16 protein-coding genes and 1 tRNA gene are annotated in these 13,889 nt (G+C 61.1%); 6 read left to right on the top strand and 11 right to left on the bottom strand.

The genetic code is table 11. The features are described 5' to 3' along the window. Position 1 precedes the first annotated feature (1 nt). Together DBIPINDM_RS11175 and DBIPINDM_RS11170 are read left to right on the top strand one after the other, a co-directional pair. Positions 2–1,669, top strand: a complete 1,668-nt coding sequence (locus tag DBIPINDM_RS11175) for an ABC transporter ATP-binding protein (protein WP_258585770.1) — start codon at positions 2–4, stop codon at positions 1,667–1,669. 19 nt (positions 1,670–1,688) lie between these two features. Beyond that, positions 1,689–3,059 (top strand): alpha-glucosidase/alpha-galactosidase, encoded by a 1,371-nt coding sequence (locus DBIPINDM_RS11170; protein ID WP_258585769.1) that lies wholly within the window; start codon positions 1,689–1,691, stop codon positions 3,057–3,059. Positions 3,060–3,074: 15 nt separating this feature from the next. On the opposite strand, the gene yacG is transcribed toward DBIPINDM_RS11170, so the two are convergent. The 9 genes from yacG to DBIPINDM_RS11125 form a co-directional block, all read right to left on the bottom strand. Next, positions 3,075–3,272 (bottom strand): DNA gyrase inhibitor YacG, encoded by a 198-nt coding sequence (yacG, locus tag DBIPINDM_RS11165; protein ID WP_258585768.1) that lies wholly within the window; start codon positions 3,270–3,272, stop codon positions 3,075–3,077. Then, positions 3,269–3,895, bottom strand: coding sequence for a Maf-like protein (locus DBIPINDM_RS11160; protein WP_258585767.1), 627 nt, complete (start codon positions 3,893–3,895; stop codon positions 3,269–3,271). Before DBIPINDM_RS11160 ends, yacG begins: the two co-directional genes overlap by 4 nt. A gap of 23 nt (positions 3,896–3,918) precedes the next feature. After that, positions 3,919–4,137 (bottom strand): translation initiation factor IF-1, encoded by a 219-nt coding sequence (gene infA, locus DBIPINDM_RS11155; RefSeq protein ID WP_006200926.1) that lies wholly within the window; start codon positions 4,135–4,137, stop codon positions 3,919–3,921. 197 nt (positions 4,138–4,334) lie between these two features. Continuing rightward, the gene (locus DBIPINDM_RS11150) at positions 4,335–4,745 is read right to left on the bottom strand and encodes a low molecular weight phosphatase family protein (protein ID WP_258585766.1); all 411 of its coding nucleotides are present in this window, start codon (positions 4,743–4,745) and stop codon (positions 4,335–4,337) included. A gap of 47 nt (positions 4,746–4,792) precedes the next feature. After that, entirely contained in the window at positions 4,793–5,278 is a 486-nt protein-coding gene (locus tag DBIPINDM_RS11145; RefSeq protein ID WP_095198256.1) for a UPF0262 family protein, read from the bottom strand. 6 nt (positions 5,279–5,284) lie between these two features. Beyond that, positions 5,285–6,577, bottom strand: a complete 1,293-nt coding sequence (gene hisD / locus DBIPINDM_RS11140; protein ID WP_258585765.1) for a histidinol dehydrogenase — start codon at positions 6,575–6,577, stop codon at positions 5,285–5,287. Between the two features lie 7 nt (positions 6,578–6,584). Continuing rightward, positions 6,585–7,016 (bottom strand): DUF2948 family protein, encoded by a 432-nt coding sequence (locus tag DBIPINDM_RS11135; protein WP_258585764.1) that lies wholly within the window; start codon positions 7,014–7,016, stop codon positions 6,585–6,587. A 169-nt stretch (positions 7,017–7,185) separates the two neighbouring features. Beyond that, positions 7,186–8,478 carry a UDP-N-acetylglucosamine 1-carboxyvinyltransferase gene (murA, locus tag DBIPINDM_RS11130; protein ID WP_258585763.1) on the bottom strand — a complete coding sequence of 431 codons (1,293 nt, stop codon included), beginning with the start codon at positions 8,476–8,478 and terminating at the stop codon, positions 7,186–7,188. Between the two features lie 129 nt (positions 8,479–8,607). After that, positions 8,608–8,784, bottom strand: a complete 177-nt coding sequence (locus tag DBIPINDM_RS11125) for a hypothetical protein (RefSeq protein WP_258585762.1) — start codon at positions 8,782–8,784, stop codon at positions 8,608–8,610. A gap of 160 nt (positions 8,785–8,944) precedes the next feature. Here DBIPINDM_RS11125 and DBIPINDM_RS11120 point away from each other — a divergent pair. The 4 genes from DBIPINDM_RS11120 to DBIPINDM_RS11105 all read left to right on the top strand — a co-directional run bounded on the left by DBIPINDM_RS11120 (position 8,945) and on the right by DBIPINDM_RS11105 (position 11,791). Continuing rightward, positions 8,945–9,019 (top strand) — tRNA-Thr (locus DBIPINDM_RS11120). A 175-nt stretch (positions 9,020–9,194) separates the two neighbouring features. Beyond that, entirely contained in the window at positions 9,195–10,682 is a 1,488-nt protein-coding gene (locus tag DBIPINDM_RS11115) for a tyrosine-type recombinase/integrase (RefSeq protein ID WP_258585761.1), read from the top strand. Between the two features lie 187 nt (positions 10,683–10,869). Then, positions 10,870–11,283, top strand: coding sequence for an XRE family transcriptional regulator (locus DBIPINDM_RS11110; RefSeq protein ID WP_258585760.1), 414 nt, complete (start codon positions 10,870–10,872; stop codon positions 11,281–11,283). A 184-nt stretch (positions 11,284–11,467) separates the two neighbouring features. Continuing rightward, positions 11,468–11,791, top strand: coding sequence for a hypothetical protein (locus tag DBIPINDM_RS11105; protein ID WP_258585759.1), 324 nt, complete (start codon positions 11,468–11,470; stop codon positions 11,789–11,791). 94 nt (positions 11,792–11,885) lie between these two features. Here DBIPINDM_RS11105 and DBIPINDM_RS11100 read toward each other — a convergent pair whose 3' ends face one another. Both DBIPINDM_RS11100 and DBIPINDM_RS11095 read right to left on the bottom strand, forming a co-directional pair. Then, positions 11,886–12,755, bottom strand: a complete 870-nt coding sequence (locus tag DBIPINDM_RS11100; RefSeq protein ID WP_258585758.1) for a nucleotidyl transferase AbiEii/AbiGii toxin family protein — start codon at positions 12,753–12,755, stop codon at positions 11,886–11,888. After that, a complete protein-coding gene (locus DBIPINDM_RS11095) occupies positions 12,743–13,822 on the bottom strand; it encodes a type IV toxin-antitoxin system AbiEi family antitoxin (protein WP_258585757.1) in 1,080 nt (359 codons plus the stop codon). Before DBIPINDM_RS11095 ends, DBIPINDM_RS11100 begins: the two co-directional genes overlap by 13 nt. Positions 13,823–13,889: the final 67 nt, after the last annotated feature.

Raw genomic sequence — 13,889 nt, 5'->3', positions numbered from 1 at the left:
GATGACCGTCGCGCTCGCCGAATCGTTCGCACCCATCGTTCGTCATGACCATGACGGGCGCCAGGACCAGCCCATCATCGATGCCCGCAACATCGAGGTGGCCTTCAAGGTCGAACACGGCGTTGTCGAAGCGGTCAAGGACATCTCGTTCCAGCTCTATCGCGGCGAAACGATCGCCATTGTCGGCGAATCCGGTTCTGGCAAGTCGGTGACGGCGCGCGCCGTCATGGGGCTATTGTCGCGGCGGGCCACCGTGTCGCCCCGATCGAGCGTCTGTTACGACGGACAGAACATCCTGGAATTCCCGGAGCGCGAGCGGCGCAAACTGCGCGGCAACCGCATCTCGATGATCTTCCAGGAGCCGATGAGCTCGCTCAACCCGATCTATACGGTCGGCAGCCAGATCGTCGAGGCGATCCGGGTGCACCGCAAGGTAAGCCGCAAGGCGGCCTGGGCACGGGCGCTCGAGCTGCTGCGGCATGTACAGATCCCCGAGCCCGAGGCACGGCTCAAGCAATACCCGCACCAGCTTTCGGGCGGGCAGCGGCAGCGCGTGATGATCGCCATGGCGCTGGCCAACAATCCCGACGTCTTGATCGCCGACGAGCCGACGACCGCGCTCGACGTCACCGTCCAGGCGCAGATCCTCAACCTGATCCGCAATCTGCAGAAAGAGCTGCGGATGGCGGTGATCCTCATCACCCACGACCTCACCGTGGTGCGCAAATTCTCCGACTACGTCTATGTCATGCAGCATGGCGAGATGTGCGAGCACAACGTCACCGAACGGCTGTTTGCCGATCCACAGCATCCCTACACGCAGCGGCTGCTTGCCTCCGAGCCGCGCGGGCGGCCGCAACCGCTGCCTGAGGGCAGCGGCACCATCCTCGAGGCGAATGGCGTGCGCGTCTGCTTCATGCTGCGGCATGGCAGCTTCCTGAAGCCGGACTGGCGCGAACTGGTCGCCGTCGACGATCTCGGCCTGAAGCTTTGCCGCCACGAGACGCTGGGGCTGGTCGGCGAATCCGGCTCCGGCAAGACCACCTTCGGCCAGGCACTGCTGAGATTGACCGACGCCAAGCGCGGCGAGATCCGTTTCGATGGTCAGCCGATCCACGGCCTGTCGCGCAACGAGATGCGGCCGCTGCGCTCACGCATGCAGATCGTCTTCCAGGATCCGTTCTCCTCACTCAATCCGCGCATGACGATCGGCCAGATCATCGAGGAAGGGCTGATCGTCAACAGCATCGGCGCGACGCGGGCCGAGCGGGTCGACCGGGTGCGCGAGGCGCTGGTCAGCGCCGGCATGCCTGGTGATATTCTTTCGCGGTTCCCGCACGAATTCTCCGGTGGCCAGCGGCAGCGTGTCGCCATCGCCCGCGCCATCGCGCTCGAACCCGAATTCATCCTACTCGACGAACCGACATCGGCGCTCGACCTCTCCGTCCAGGCGCAGATCATCGACCTGTTGCGCAAGCTGCAGGACGAACGCGGTCTGAGCTACCTGTTCATCTCGCACGACCTCAAGGTCGTGCGCGCGCTGTGCCACCGCGTCATCGTCATGCAGCACGGCAAGATCGTCGAGCAGGGCCCCGTCGACGAGGTCCTCACCCATCCCAAGACCGCCTACACCGAACGGCTCGTCAGGGCCGCATTCGACGTGGCCTGAACATATGCCGGAGACCAGCATGGCAAGACATCCCAGGATCACTTTTATCGGCGCCGGCTCGACGGTGTTCATGAAGAACATTGTTGGCGACGTGCTGCAGCGGCCAGCACTTTCGGGCGCGACGATCGCGCTGATGGACATCAACCCGCAGCGCCTCGAAGAAAGCGCCATCGTCGTCAACAAGCTGATCGCGACGCTCGGCGTCAAGGCAAAGGCCGAGACCTATTCCGACCAGCGCAAGGCACTTGCCGGGGCGGATTTCGTCGTCGTCGCCTTCCAGATCGGCGGCTATGAGCCGTGCACCGTCACCGATTTCGACGTGCCGAAAAAATACGGCCTGCGCCAGACCATCGCCGACACGCTTGGCGTTGGCGGCATCATGCGGGGCTTGAGAACCGTGCCGCATCTGTGGAAGATCTGCGAGGACATGCTCGCCGTATGCCCGCAAGCGATCATGCTGCAATACGTCAACCCGATGGCGATCAACACCTGGGCGATATCAGAGAAATACCCTGACATCAGGCAGGTCGGCCTCTGCCATTCGGTGCAGGGCACGGCGATGGAGCTGGCTGAAGATCTCGACCTTCCCTATGACGAGATCCGCTATCGCTCGGCCGGCATCAACCACATGGCCTTCTATCTCAGTTTCGAGCACCGCCAGCCCGACGGTTCCTATCGCGACCTCTATCCCGACCTTGTGCGCGCCTATCGCGAAGGCCGCGCGCCAAAACCCGGCTGGAACCCGCGCTGCCCCAACAAGGTGCGCTACGAGATGCTGATCAGGCTCGGCTATTTCGTCACCGAAAGCTCGGAGCATTTCGCCGAATACACGCCTTATTTCATCAAGGAAGGCCGCCCCGATCTGATCGAGAAATACGGCATTCCGCTCGACGAATATCCCAAGCGCTGCATCGAACAGATCGAGCGCTGGAAGGGCCAGGCTGAAGCCTATCGTTCGGCCGACCGCATCGAGGTCGAGCAGTCTCGGGAATATGCCTCCTCGATCATGAATTCGGTCTGGACCGGCGAGCCGTCGGTGATCTACGGCAATGTCCGCAACAATGGCTGCATCACCTCGCTGCCGCACGATTGCGCCGCCGAAGTGCCGTGCCTGGTCGATGCCTCCGGCATCCAGCCGACCTACATAGGCGAGCTGCCGCCGCAACTGACAGCGCTGATCCGTACCAACATCAACGTCCAGGAGCTGACGGTGCGGGCGCTGATGACCGAGAACCGCGAGCACATCTACCACGCAGCGATGATGGACCCGCATACGGCAGCAGAACTCGATCTCGACCAGATCTGGTCACTGGTCGGTGATCTCTTGGCGGCTCACGGCGATTGGCTGCCGGCCTGGGCGCGAACAAACCGCCAGACCGTCGCGGCCTGACCGGCGGCGCTGGCCTTATTTCGGCTCGTCGGTGTCCGGTTCTTCCTCGTCGTCGCGGGCCTTGATGACATAGGCGCCCTTCAGCCAGCGGTTGAGGTCGATGTCCTTGCAGCGCGTCGAGCAGAACGGAAAGGTGTCGCGCGCCGACGGCTTGCCGCATTCGGGACAAGGGCGTTTTGGGCGCAGCGGCGTAACTTTGGAATCGGAATTCATGGCCGCGCGGACAGCCAGCTCTGATGGGTCTTGAAGCCTTCGCCCGATAGCAGCGCTACCGTCTCATAGAGCGGCAGGCCGACGATGTTGGTGTAGGAGCCGACCAATTTGACGACGAAGGAGCCGGCGAGACCCTGGACGGCATAGCCGCCGGCCTTGCCGCGCCACTCGCCCGAGGCGACATAGGCGTCGATCTCCTCGCGTGGCAGCCGCTTGAAACGCACCCGCGTCTCGACCAGCCGCTGGCGCAGCTTGCCGCCCGGCGTGATCAGGCAGATGCCGGAATAGACACGGTGCGAACGACCGGACAGCAGCCCGAGGCAGTTGGCGGCGTCGTCCAGTGTCTCGGCCTTGGGCAGGATGCGCCGCCCGACCGCGACCACCGTGTCGGCGGCCAGCACGAAGCTTGGCGCATAGTCCGTCTCGGTCTTCAGCGACGCGAACGCCTTCTCGGCCTTTTCCTTCGACAGCCGCTTGGCCAGCGAGCGCGGGTGTTCGGCACGCAGCGGCGTTTCGTCGATATCGCCTGGCAGGATACGGTCCGGCTCGATACCGGCCTGCTGCAACAGTTCGATGCGGCGCGGCGAACCCGAGGCAAGCACCAGCTTCTGCAAAATGCTCATCGCGTTCCGGCCGAGCCTTGATCTTACTTGAAGCGGTAGGTGATGCGGCCCTTGGTCAGGTCGTATGGCGTCATCTCGACCAGAACCTTGTCGCCGGTCAGCACGCGGATGCGGTTCTTGCGCATGCGGCCGGCCGTATGGGCGATGATCTCGTGTTCGTTTTCGAGCTTCACCCGGAACATCGCGTTGGGCAATAATTCCGTCACGACACCCGGAAACTCGAGGACTTCTTCCTTCGGCATTCGATACCTTTGCTTGGATTGCAGTTCCGGCGCTTAGAGCATGATGCCGAAAAGTGTGAAGCGGTTTTCGGACGACATCATGCTCTACTTCTTTGATTTAGAGTCGGATGATTTCAGGTCGAACAGACCTGAAATCATCCGACTCTAGCCGGAATTTCGGCGGAACCTATATGATAATCGTCCGCTTGTGAACACGCTTAATCCGTCGCGTTTTTTGCTTCTGGAAGCAAAAAACGTCGGCTTATGCGCAACTTCAGCCGCTCGCGCACGTCGCGGTAGGCCGCCATGATCTGCTCGCGCGTGCCGCTGGCACCGGTCGGGTCCTGTGTCGGCCAGTATTCGACCTCGACGGCGAGCGAGCGGGTGAGCTCCAGCGCGGCATGGTGGGCTTCAGGCGCCAGCGTCACGATCAGGTCGAAATAGTCGTCCTCAAGGTCGTCCAGCGTCCTCGGATGACGTTCGCCCAGCGACAGGCCATCCTCGGCCAGCACGGCATCGACGAACGGGTCGCGTTCGCCTGCGCGGACACCGGCCGAGGCGACGAAAATGGTGGCGGGCAGCATCCGACGCGCCAGCTGCTCGGCCATTGGCGAGCGCACGGCATTCATGCCGCACAGGAACAGGATCGAGCGGGGCAGGGCGCCGGGTGTCAGGGCTAGCCCCGCCAGTGCAGCACGCAGACCAGCGTGAACAGCCGTCGCGCCGTGTCGAAGTCGATGTCGATCTTGCCGGAGAGCCGGTCCATCAGCGTCTGCGAACCTTCATTGTGCAAACCGCGCCGGCCCATGTCGATCGCCTCGATATGGCTCGGCGTCGAGGAGCGGATGGCATCGTAATAGCTTTCGCAGATCATGTAGTAATCCTTGACGATGCGCCTTAGCGGCGTCAGCGACAGGATGTGGGTGACCACGGCGGCACCATCCTCGCGCGCCACGGCAAAGACCAGGCGCTGCTCGGCCAGCGACAGTTTCAGCCGGTAGGGACCGGCGCCTCCGTCATTGACGGGTTGAAAGCTGTTCTCCTCGATCAGGTCGAATATCGCCACCGCGCGTTCGTGCTCGACATCGGGTGTCGAACGGCCGATCGATTCGTCGAGTTCGACATCGATCAGCCTGGCGCGGGTTCGATCGTAGTCCGACATATTGGCCTACATGTTCAGCCGTATGGCGACGGAGCGTCCGTGCGCGTCGAGGCCTTCCGCCTTGGCCAGCGCGATCGCTGCCGGCGCCAAAAGGCGCAGCTGTTCCGGCCCAAGCTTGAGGACTGAGGTGCGCTTGACGAAATCGAGGACGGACAAGCCTGACGAGAAACGCGCCGAGCGTGCGGTCGGCAGCACATGGTTGGAGCCGCCGACATAGTCGCCGATGGCTTCCGGCGTGTGGCGGCCGAGAAAGACGGCACCGGCATTGCGCATCCGCCCCAGGAAACCTTCGGCATCGTCGATGGCCAGCTCGACATGTTCGGCCGCGATGCGGTCGACCAGCGGCAGCGCGGCATCGATGGTGGGGATCAGGATCACCGCGCCGAAATCACGCCAGCTCGCCGCGGCCGTCTCGCCGCGCGGCAGGCTCTGCAACTGCCGTTCGACCGCCTGTTCGACCGCTTTGCCGAAGGCCGGATCGTCGGTGATCAGGATCGATTGCGCCGACACATCGTGTTCGGCCTGGGCGAGCAGATCGGCGGCGATCCAGTCGGGATCATTGTTGCCGTCGGCCACCACAAGCACTTCCGAGGGGCCGGCGATCATATCGATGCCGACGGTGCCGAACACCTGTCGCTTGGCCGCTGCCACATAGGCATTACCCGGGCCGACGACCTTGGCCACCGGCTTTATCGTTTCTGTGCCATAGGCGAGGGCAGCGATCGCCTGGGCACCGCCGACGCGGTAAATTTCGGAAACGCCAGCGATGTCGGCCGCCACCAGCACCAGCGGTGGTATGGCGCCGCCGGAGGCGGGCACGCAGATCGCGATGCGGTCGACGCCGGCGACCTTGGCCGGTATGGCGTTCATCAGCACCGAGCTCGGATAGCTGGCGGTACCGCCCGGCACGTAGAGCCCGACGGCTTCGATCGCCGTCCAGCGCCAGCCGAGCTCGACCCCGGCGGCATCCGTATAGCGATTGTCCTTCGGCAGCTGCTGCTGATGATAGGCGCGGATGCGGTCGCGTGCGAATTCGAGCGCCTTGATCGTCTGTGCATCGGCGCCGTCATAGGCGCGGGCGATTTCGGCCTTCGATACGGCAATGCCGACGCTCTTGAGGTCGGCGCGGTCGAATCGGCTGGAATAGTCGATCAGTGCTGCATCGCCCTCGGCGCGCACCCGCGCGATGATCGCGCGCACCGCGGCCTCGACATCGGCGGACACCTCCCGCTTGGTCGTGAGGAAAGCGGCGAAACGCTGCTCGAAATCGGTGTCGGACTGGGCAAGCGTGATGGCCATGGGGCGCTCAAGCCTTGTGGACGGGACGCGACGTGGCTTCCCACGCGCCGCCTAGGTCGGCAAGGCGGGCCTCGATGCACTCGACATCGAGCATGATGGTGCCGCCGCCTGAAAAGATCAGCTCGACGATGCCGGCCGGCTTGCTGATCTCGATGAAGCTGATCGCCAGCAGGGACAGCACCTCGGCCGGCTTGTCGCGGGCAATGCCGTTGGTCTTGGCGCCGAGCACCCGGTCGAAATGCAGCACGGCCTGCCGCCGCTCATTGTGCTGGCGAAACAGGCCCGACTTCGCCTCCCAGACGAAACGGTTCATGGTCAGCACGAAACGCTTGGCCGCAGGCAGGTATTCGAGATCACTGACTTTCAGGATAGCGTCCTGGACATGAGCCGAAACGATGCTCAGATCCTGGTCGTCGAGCGCGATAAGCTTGAGGGCCATGCGGAATTTGCACCTAAGGTTGGTTTCAGCCTTCTGTTAGGCGGTCTTTCCGGCCGGTGCAACCGCGACACGACTTCCGCCCGAGGCAATTGCCTCGGGTTTGCGGTACTGGCAGGGGGATGAAGGCCGTACGGAGCACTCTCCGTCTAAAGCTGCTGCCGTCTGATCGTCAGGCCGAAATCCGCTCGATCACAGCGCCGCAGTTGGACAGCTTTTCCTCCAGCCGCTCGAAGCCGCGGTCGAGATGGTAGACGCGGTTGACCGTGGTCTCGCCTTCGGCCGCGAGGCCGGCGATGACCAGCGAGACGGAAGCGCGAAGATCGGTGGCCATGACCGGCGCACCTTTCAGCTTCGCCACGCCGTCGACGATTGCCGTCTGGCCCGAAAGCGTGATGTGGGCGCCGAGCCGGGCCAGTTCCTGGACGTGCATGAAGCGGTTCTCGAAGATCGTCTCGGTGATGCGCGACTTGCCCTTGGCCATGGTCATCAGGCCCATGAACTGCGCCTGCAGATCGGTTGGGAAGGCCGGGAACGGCGCCGTGGTCACATCGACCGGCGAAATGCCGGCGCCGTTGCGCTTCACGCGGATGCCGGAATTGGTCTGCGTGATCTCGGCACCTGTCTGCGAAATCACGTCCAGCGCGGTCTGCAACAGCTCGGGACGCGCACCTTCCAGCACGACGTCGCCGCCGGTCATGGCGACAGCCATGGCATAGGTGCCGGTCTCGATGCGGTCGGGGATGACGCGCACGCGCGCACCCGACAGCGATTCGACGCCATCGATGGTAATGGTCGGGGTGCCGGCGCCGGAAATCCTGGCGCCCATGGCGTTGAGGCATTCGGCGAGGTTGACGATTTCGGGCTCGCAGGCGGCATTTTCCAGTACCGTCTCGCCCTTGGCCAGCGAAGCCGCCATCATCAGCACATGGGTGGCGCCGACCGAGACCTTGGGGAACACAAAGCGGTTGCCGATCAGGCGGCCATTCTTGGTCTTGGCGATGACATAGCCGGTGTCGACGTCGAGATCGGCGCCCAGCGCCTGCAGGCCTTCGAGGAACAGGTCGACCGGGCGCGTGCCGATGGCGCAGCCGCCGGGCAGCGACACCTTGGCCTCGCCCATGCGAGCCAGCAGAGGCCCGATCACCCAGAATGACGCCCGCATCTTCGACACCAGCTCGTAGGGCGCCGTCGTATCGACGATGTTGCGGGCGGAGAAGTTGATGGTGCGCGAATAGCCCTCATTCTGCTTCTCGCGGCGGCCATTGACCGAATAGTCGACGCCGTGATTGCCGAGGATGCGGATCAGCTGCTCGACATCGGCCAGATGCGGCACGTTTTCCAGCGTCAGCGTGTCGTCGGTCAAAAGCGAGGCGATCATCAGCGGCAAAGCGGCGTTTTTCGCGCCCGAAATCGGAATGCTTCCGGCAAGCTTGTTGCCGCCGACAATTCTGATGCGATCCATTAGAGAATGTCCCTCTCGGCTCAAAAAGGCCGGTTCAATCGTTTGAGTATCGGCCCGTCTAGACCATTGGCCGGTCTGGTTCAAGAAATAGGATTTCCCAGCATCCGGGCCAAGAATGGCCGATTTGAGTTAATCTTTCTGCATTTCCTTGGCCGAACCGAGCCCGTCCGGCCGCTGGTCGGCTTCCCCTATACGGCGCGAGCGCGATTGCGCCTTGCGCTTCTGCAGATTGGCGCGCAACTGCTCGGCGAGCCGGTCCTTGCGGTCCGTGCCGCCCTTTTTCGCTGGAATTGTCTTGTCGCTCATCGTCCCGCCCCGGCCGGCGACCGGCCAACTGCCATTCAGGGATAGCCAACATTGTGGCGCCGCCATGTCATTGAAAGCTATCCGGCAAAGGCTTTCACAGAAGCGTCGTTCTTGGCCTTGCGCTTGCCGGTTCGATATGGCAGAAGCCCCGCCATCGGCGGCTGCGGTAGCTCAGTGGTAGAGCACTCCCTTGGTAAGGGAGAGGTCGAGAGTTCAATCCTCTCTCGCAGCACCAGTCTATCCCTTTGAAATTGCTCAAACCCTTGACACAGAAGGCTTTCTGTCCATTCTGACGTTACAAATTGTGTAACAAACGGAGAGGATTGATGGCTGGGCGTGTTCGAAATCTCCTAAATCGAGACGGTCGCTACTTTGCTCGGCTTGTAGTCCCGAAGGACCTTCGGGCTTTCATGAACGGCAAGACAGAGCTGCGAACAGCCCTTGGACCTGACTACAGAACGGCACTGAAGGCACTGCCAGGCGCTGTCGCTGCCCTTCAGCATCAAATGGCGCTGGGCGAGCGACGTGCAGCCGCGGCGGGGAATCGGGCCCAGGTTCTCGGCCGCTATCCCTTGACGTTGGACCAGATCGCCCTGCGCAATTACAACGATCGCCTCGCGCAAGATGAGAGGCTCAGGAATGCCGGTCCGCAATGGGCCTCCAGCTCTATTGACGATGGCGCTGTCGCACAATTGCGACGGGGAATGGCCGGCCAACTAAACGACAGGGATCTTGCTGAACTGGTCGAACATCGTATCGACCGTTTTCGGGAAATAGGAAACACGACCGCCGAGTTTGGAACCGATGAATGGCGTGCACTGGGGCGTGCAATCTGCATTTCCGAATACGAGGCCCTATCCCGTGTCGCCGAAAGGGATGAGGGCGATTTCACAGGCAAGCCGACCCACCCCCTCATCGCCGAGACGAACCCGATTGAGGATGAACTGCCGCCCGTTCCGCTGAAGGGATTGCTGGTGGATTATATCAAGTCACGCAAGGCAGTTGGAAAGGGCAGGGAGGCCGATAGGCGCTGGACGCCGGTGTTTGCCAACCTTGCCAAATTCATCGGCCATGATGATGCCAGACGCCTCACAAAGCAGAATCTCTTGGAATGGCGCGATGCGCGGCTGAAGACACTGTCTGCAAAGACGGTTGCTGACGTTGACCTGGCGTCGGTGCGCACTGTCCTGTCCTGGGCTGTGAATAACGACCGCCTGGCATCGAATGTCGCCGAGCGGGTTCGGCAGGACGCGCCGAAAAAGCCCCTCAGCCGTGAGAAGGGTTTTACGCTGCCCGAAGCGATTGCGATTCTCCGGAAAGCCCTAGACTACGTTCCAGCCAAAACTGACAACCCCCGAACCACTGAAGCGCCACAGACAACGGCGGCGAAGAGATGGTCTCCGTTGTTGTGTGCTTTCACCGGTGCGCGCATTGCCGAAATCACCCAGCTCCGAAAGCAAGACTTCCGCAAGGAAGGTGAGACCTACGTCATGCGGATCACCCCAGATGCTGGCACGGTAAAGGCAGGTGGATACCGGGACGTGCCGCTGCACCTGCAGTTAATCGAAATGGGCTTCATGGGTTTCGTCGATGCCGCTCCGGAAGGGCCACTGTTTCATACAAACCGCAAAGATGGGATCTCAGCGGCGCGCACCGTCGCTGGCCGCGTGAGCCAGTGGCTCCAGTCCCTGGATGTCATCCCCGAAAGCGTGAGCCCGAACCATGGCTGGCGGCATCGTTTCAAAACGGTTGGGCTGGAGCATGGAGTATCCAGTAGGACGCTGGATGCGATCCAGGGCCACGCAGGACGAACCGCTGGCGATAGCTATGGCGACGTGAGCATCGCCGCAAAGAAGGCCGCGCTGGAAAAATTCCCGCACTACGATTTGTCGTCATAGTTCTAATCGACGGCCGAGGACTCGTGCTTGCAGTTCTCGCGCGACAGTGCACAACGGCTAAGGGCAACGAGAGAGGCAAACGAAAAACCCAATCATTTCGCCGTGCATGCAACAACATAAACCATCAGTCTCTCGCTATAACTCAAATCAATCAGCGCGCTGCGTTGTGATTTTGAAGGAAAGATCGATGGCAAAGCAGTCAATAAGTAGGCCCTATTCCGAAACAAGGCTAGCTAAATTTGTCGAGAAACGAATTCTAGAGCTGAAGTCACGCAAGACTCAGTCGCTAATCTCAAGCGAGGCCGGCTTCGCTCAACATAACATGCTCACCAACATCAAGGCCGGCAACAGCAAGCTACCGCTCGATCGCGTCCCGGCCCTGGCAAAAGCACTTGAGTGTGATCCCGCCTTGCTTTTCATGATGGCAGTCGAGCAGCTAGGCGGAGACACGACGGAGTTGGCCATCCGTAAGATCTTCGGGACCCTCGTTACCGAAAACGAGACAGCCTGGCTGGAGGAGATCCGCAAAGCGTCAGACTATTCGGATCCGAGCCTGACATCGAGGTCGAGGGCTGCTCTCCGCGGGATCTTCGGCAAATGACGGAAGCCGACTGCGAAATCTCCGTTGTCATCCACCGAAGGCGCACTGCAGAGAGCGCCATCACGCCAAATGAATCCGCATGGATTGAATTCATCAGAATCGTGAGCGGCGAAACCGACCCAGCTCCGACGTTGGAACGAGTGCAGCTGCTTCGGCAGGTGCTCCAGAAATCGAGCAATTGCCGATGAGCAAGAAGCCATATCTCAATCCACGATGGCTCGGCGCTTCGATCCCGGAAAAGCACTGGCATTTTCATCGTCAGCTACTCATCCGCTACGGGATCGTTCTTGGGCCCGGAGAGTTCTCGGACATGGTTCGGGACATCAAGACGGGCTATGCCAAGGTAATCGAGAAGCGATCGAAAAGGGTATCTATCTACTCGGTTAAAATCGATCGGTTAGGAGAACGGATCTATATTCTATCTGACGGCAAGCACATCATCACGGCTTGGCCGCCTGAGAAGCGGCTGAATGAAAAGCGGCGTCGCATGCGACAACCGGAGGACTGAAGAGCCGCAGCGCCGGCGGTGATAAGGGCATTCACGGAAGCCAAATTGGAAACCAGAGTCCGACACGTAGGTTTCAGGCCGCACGATCACGTCGTCATTTTCGCAGTCCAAGGGCCCGTAGCCAGTCGTCGACCTGACCAAAGGCGTCTTGTTGCCACTGCTCTTCTGAACGGCCATCAAGGATGTCGGTTTCGGCGACGAACTTGCGAACGCCTGTTGCTCCATAACCATCCAGCGCATCGAACTTGTCGGCGATGTATTGATAACCCTGAGCGCCGCTCTTGTGATCGAGCAATGGCCTGCAGGCCTCTGATAAGGCCTCTATCCCTCCAGGATAGTTTCGGATGCAATAGTAGATGTCGTAGGCGTCCTTCTGCTTGTGGCGACCATTGAGCGCGTAGCCTTTCATGGCCAGCAAAGCTGGGATCGAGCAGACCGCGATCTCGACACGATTGGTTCCGCCTTCCGGCATGTTTCCGGATATAGCGACGAGCTGATAAAAGCGCAGGGCGAGGTCCGCGCCGTCCGCTCGTTGAACTGCAAAATCGCTAATGATTGGCGGGTCGTTCTTCACGATTTCGGCGTGACGAGGCATCAGGAAATCGACGACAATGCCGATGGGCTGGCCTCCATCGTCGACGGGGACTTCGCGGATGAGCTGGAAGCGCCGTAGTCCCTCACGCTGCTTGTAGCCTTGCGCCATCAAAGCATCTACCAGGTTCACATATTCCCCGTCGCCGAGGGCTTCTGCATCGAGGCTAAGGTCGACATCGAGCGTCCCAACGTGGGGCATGTCCTCATTGTTGAGAAGCAACCATGGCACCGCGCCGCCGATGACGGCGAACTTGCCCTTGAACGTGCCGAGGATCTGGCCGATCTCGATAAGCACACCCTTCACGGCTTTCGTCGTGCGATCTTCGTAGTCTGCAGCGGATTGCGGCTCCGGCAGGATTACTTTTGCCAAGTGAGGAGCTCCCTTTTTAGATGTTCTGCTGCTTCCGCTCCTCTTTCTCCGGCGATAGCAAGATCGAGGTAGGTTTGCACGGGGCTAGTGCAGATGGCTCCTGAGGAAGGCTCAACGGTGTCATGAAACACACCTGCCTCTTTCGGAATCGTAATCACGACGTTGGCCCCTGACGAAGCGGGAGATAGCTTGAGAGCATCGTGCAGACGCTCAAGCGCCGCGACGTCTGCATAGAAATACTGGGTGGGAACGCGTCCGTATGGCGCCAGCCAATGAGCCGCCGAAAAAGAAGCAAACACGGCTCGAGGAGCATCTGGCGCCACACTCAGAACTCCGCGCGCCGCCCCCTCGAGGAATTGGCCATGGAGCGTCGTGTAGAAGCTGCGACGCTCGCCAGCGGGCGCTTCGTAGACCTCGCGCCAAGCGTCCAGAAGCGCGCCTGGATGCGACAAGCGTAGGCCATCGTCGGTGATTTCTGCCCACTCACGATCGACCAGCTCGGTGCGAACGTTGCTGACGAGGCCGATACTTACATCAGACGCCTGCGCGAGATCGGCGACGCGCCATGCGCGATCGGGGTTGCGAAGGAGCGCACGAAGGATTTGCGCCGACTTGGGCTTGAAGACCGACTTGAGGCCCCGCTGGACGGCGGCCGGCTTGGTATCGACCTGTCGCTCGATGAAGACGGTGTCGAATGCGAGCCTCGCATTCCCTACGAAGTCGAGAAAGCCTACGCCGTGCTCACGGCAAAGCGCCCGTGTCTCCTGCGAAAGGTATGGAGCGACGAAAACCGGTGTGGCTGGCGGGCGGAATTGATCCGCCGCGCTTTTTAACTGAAGGATGGCGGCTCGAGCATGGCGTGGCTGTCCGATGGATTTGACCGTGCAGGCCAACCGACGTTGTTGTCCGCCGATGGTGAATTCGACAAGGATGTCGAAGTCCGGATGCCGTGGCGACACCCTCTCGACCTTTCCGACCTGAATGGCGGGCACGTTTTTCAGAAGCGCACTGACCGCTTCGATGGCGTGGACTTCAGGGTCGTTCACCAAATTTGGCAATTTCAACATTTGCTGAAATTGCCTTATCAGCTGAAATTCGTCAAGGGAATTTCAACAAAAAAGCAATTTTCAACAT

The sequence above is a fragment of the Mesorhizobium sp. AR02 genome, assembly GCF_024746835.1.
GTDB lineage: Bacteria > Pseudomonadota > Alphaproteobacteria > Rhizobiales > Rhizobiaceae > Mesorhizobium.
The sequence above is the reverse complement of the archived record's forward strand: the minus strand, read 5'-3'. Positions and strand labels throughout refer to the sequence as shown.

What these genes read in the sequence shown, in the direction of transcription:
- DBIPINDM_RS11175 (WP_258585770.1), top strand. Translation starts at nt 2, where the DNA reads ATGACCGTCGCGCTCGCCGAATCGTTCGCACCCATCGTTCGTCATGAC.
- DBIPINDM_RS11170 (WP_258585769.1), top strand. Translation starts at nt 1,689, where the DNA reads ATGGCAAGACATCCCAGGATCACTTTTATCGGCGCCGGCTCGACGGTG.
- yacG (WP_258585768.1), bottom strand. Translation starts at nt 3,272, where the DNA reads ATGAATTCCGATTCCAAAGTTACGCCGCTGCGCCCAAAACGCCCTTGT.
- DBIPINDM_RS11160 (WP_258585767.1), bottom strand. Translation starts at nt 3,895, where the DNA reads ATGAGCATTTTGCAGAAGCTGGTGCTTGCCTCGGGTTCGCCGCGCCGC.
- infA (WP_006200926.1), bottom strand. Translation starts at nt 4,137, where the DNA reads ATGCCGAAGGAAGAAGTCCTCGAGTTTCCGGGTGTCGTGACGGAATTA.
- DBIPINDM_RS11150 (WP_258585766.1), bottom strand. Translation starts at nt 4,745, where the DNA reads ATGAATGCCGTGCGCTCGCCAATGGCCGAGCAGCTGGCGCGTCGGATG.
- DBIPINDM_RS11145 (WP_095198256.1), bottom strand. Translation starts at nt 5,278, where the DNA reads ATGTCGGACTACGATCGAACCCGCGCCAGGCTGATCGATGTCGAACTC.
- hisD (WP_258585765.1), bottom strand. Translation starts at nt 6,577, where the DNA reads ATGGCCATCACGCTTGCCCAGTCCGACACCGATTTCGAGCAGCGTTTC.
- DBIPINDM_RS11135 (WP_258585764.1), bottom strand. Translation starts at nt 7,016, where the DNA reads ATGGCCCTCAAGCTTATCGCGCTCGACGACCAGGATCTGAGCATCGTT.
- murA (WP_258585763.1), bottom strand. Translation starts at nt 8,478, where the DNA reads ATGGATCGCATCAGAATTGTCGGCGGCAACAAGCTTGCCGGAAGCATT.
- DBIPINDM_RS11125 (WP_258585762.1), bottom strand. Translation starts at nt 8,784, where the DNA reads ATGAGCGACAAGACAATTCCAGCGAAAAAGGGCGGCACGGACCGCAAG.
- DBIPINDM_RS11115 (WP_258585761.1), top strand. Translation starts at nt 9,195, where the DNA reads ATGAACGGCAAGACAGAGCTGCGAACAGCCCTTGGACCTGACTACAGA.
- DBIPINDM_RS11110 (WP_258585760.1), top strand. Translation starts at nt 10,870, where the DNA reads ATGGCAAAGCAGTCAATAAGTAGGCCCTATTCCGAAACAAGGCTAGCT.
- DBIPINDM_RS11105 (WP_258585759.1), top strand. Translation starts at nt 11,468, where the DNA reads ATGAGCAAGAAGCCATATCTCAATCCACGATGGCTCGGCGCTTCGATC.
- DBIPINDM_RS11095 (WP_258585757.1), bottom strand. Translation starts at nt 13,822, where the DNA reads ATGTTGAAATTGCCAAATTTGGTGAACGACCCTGAAGTCCACGCCATC.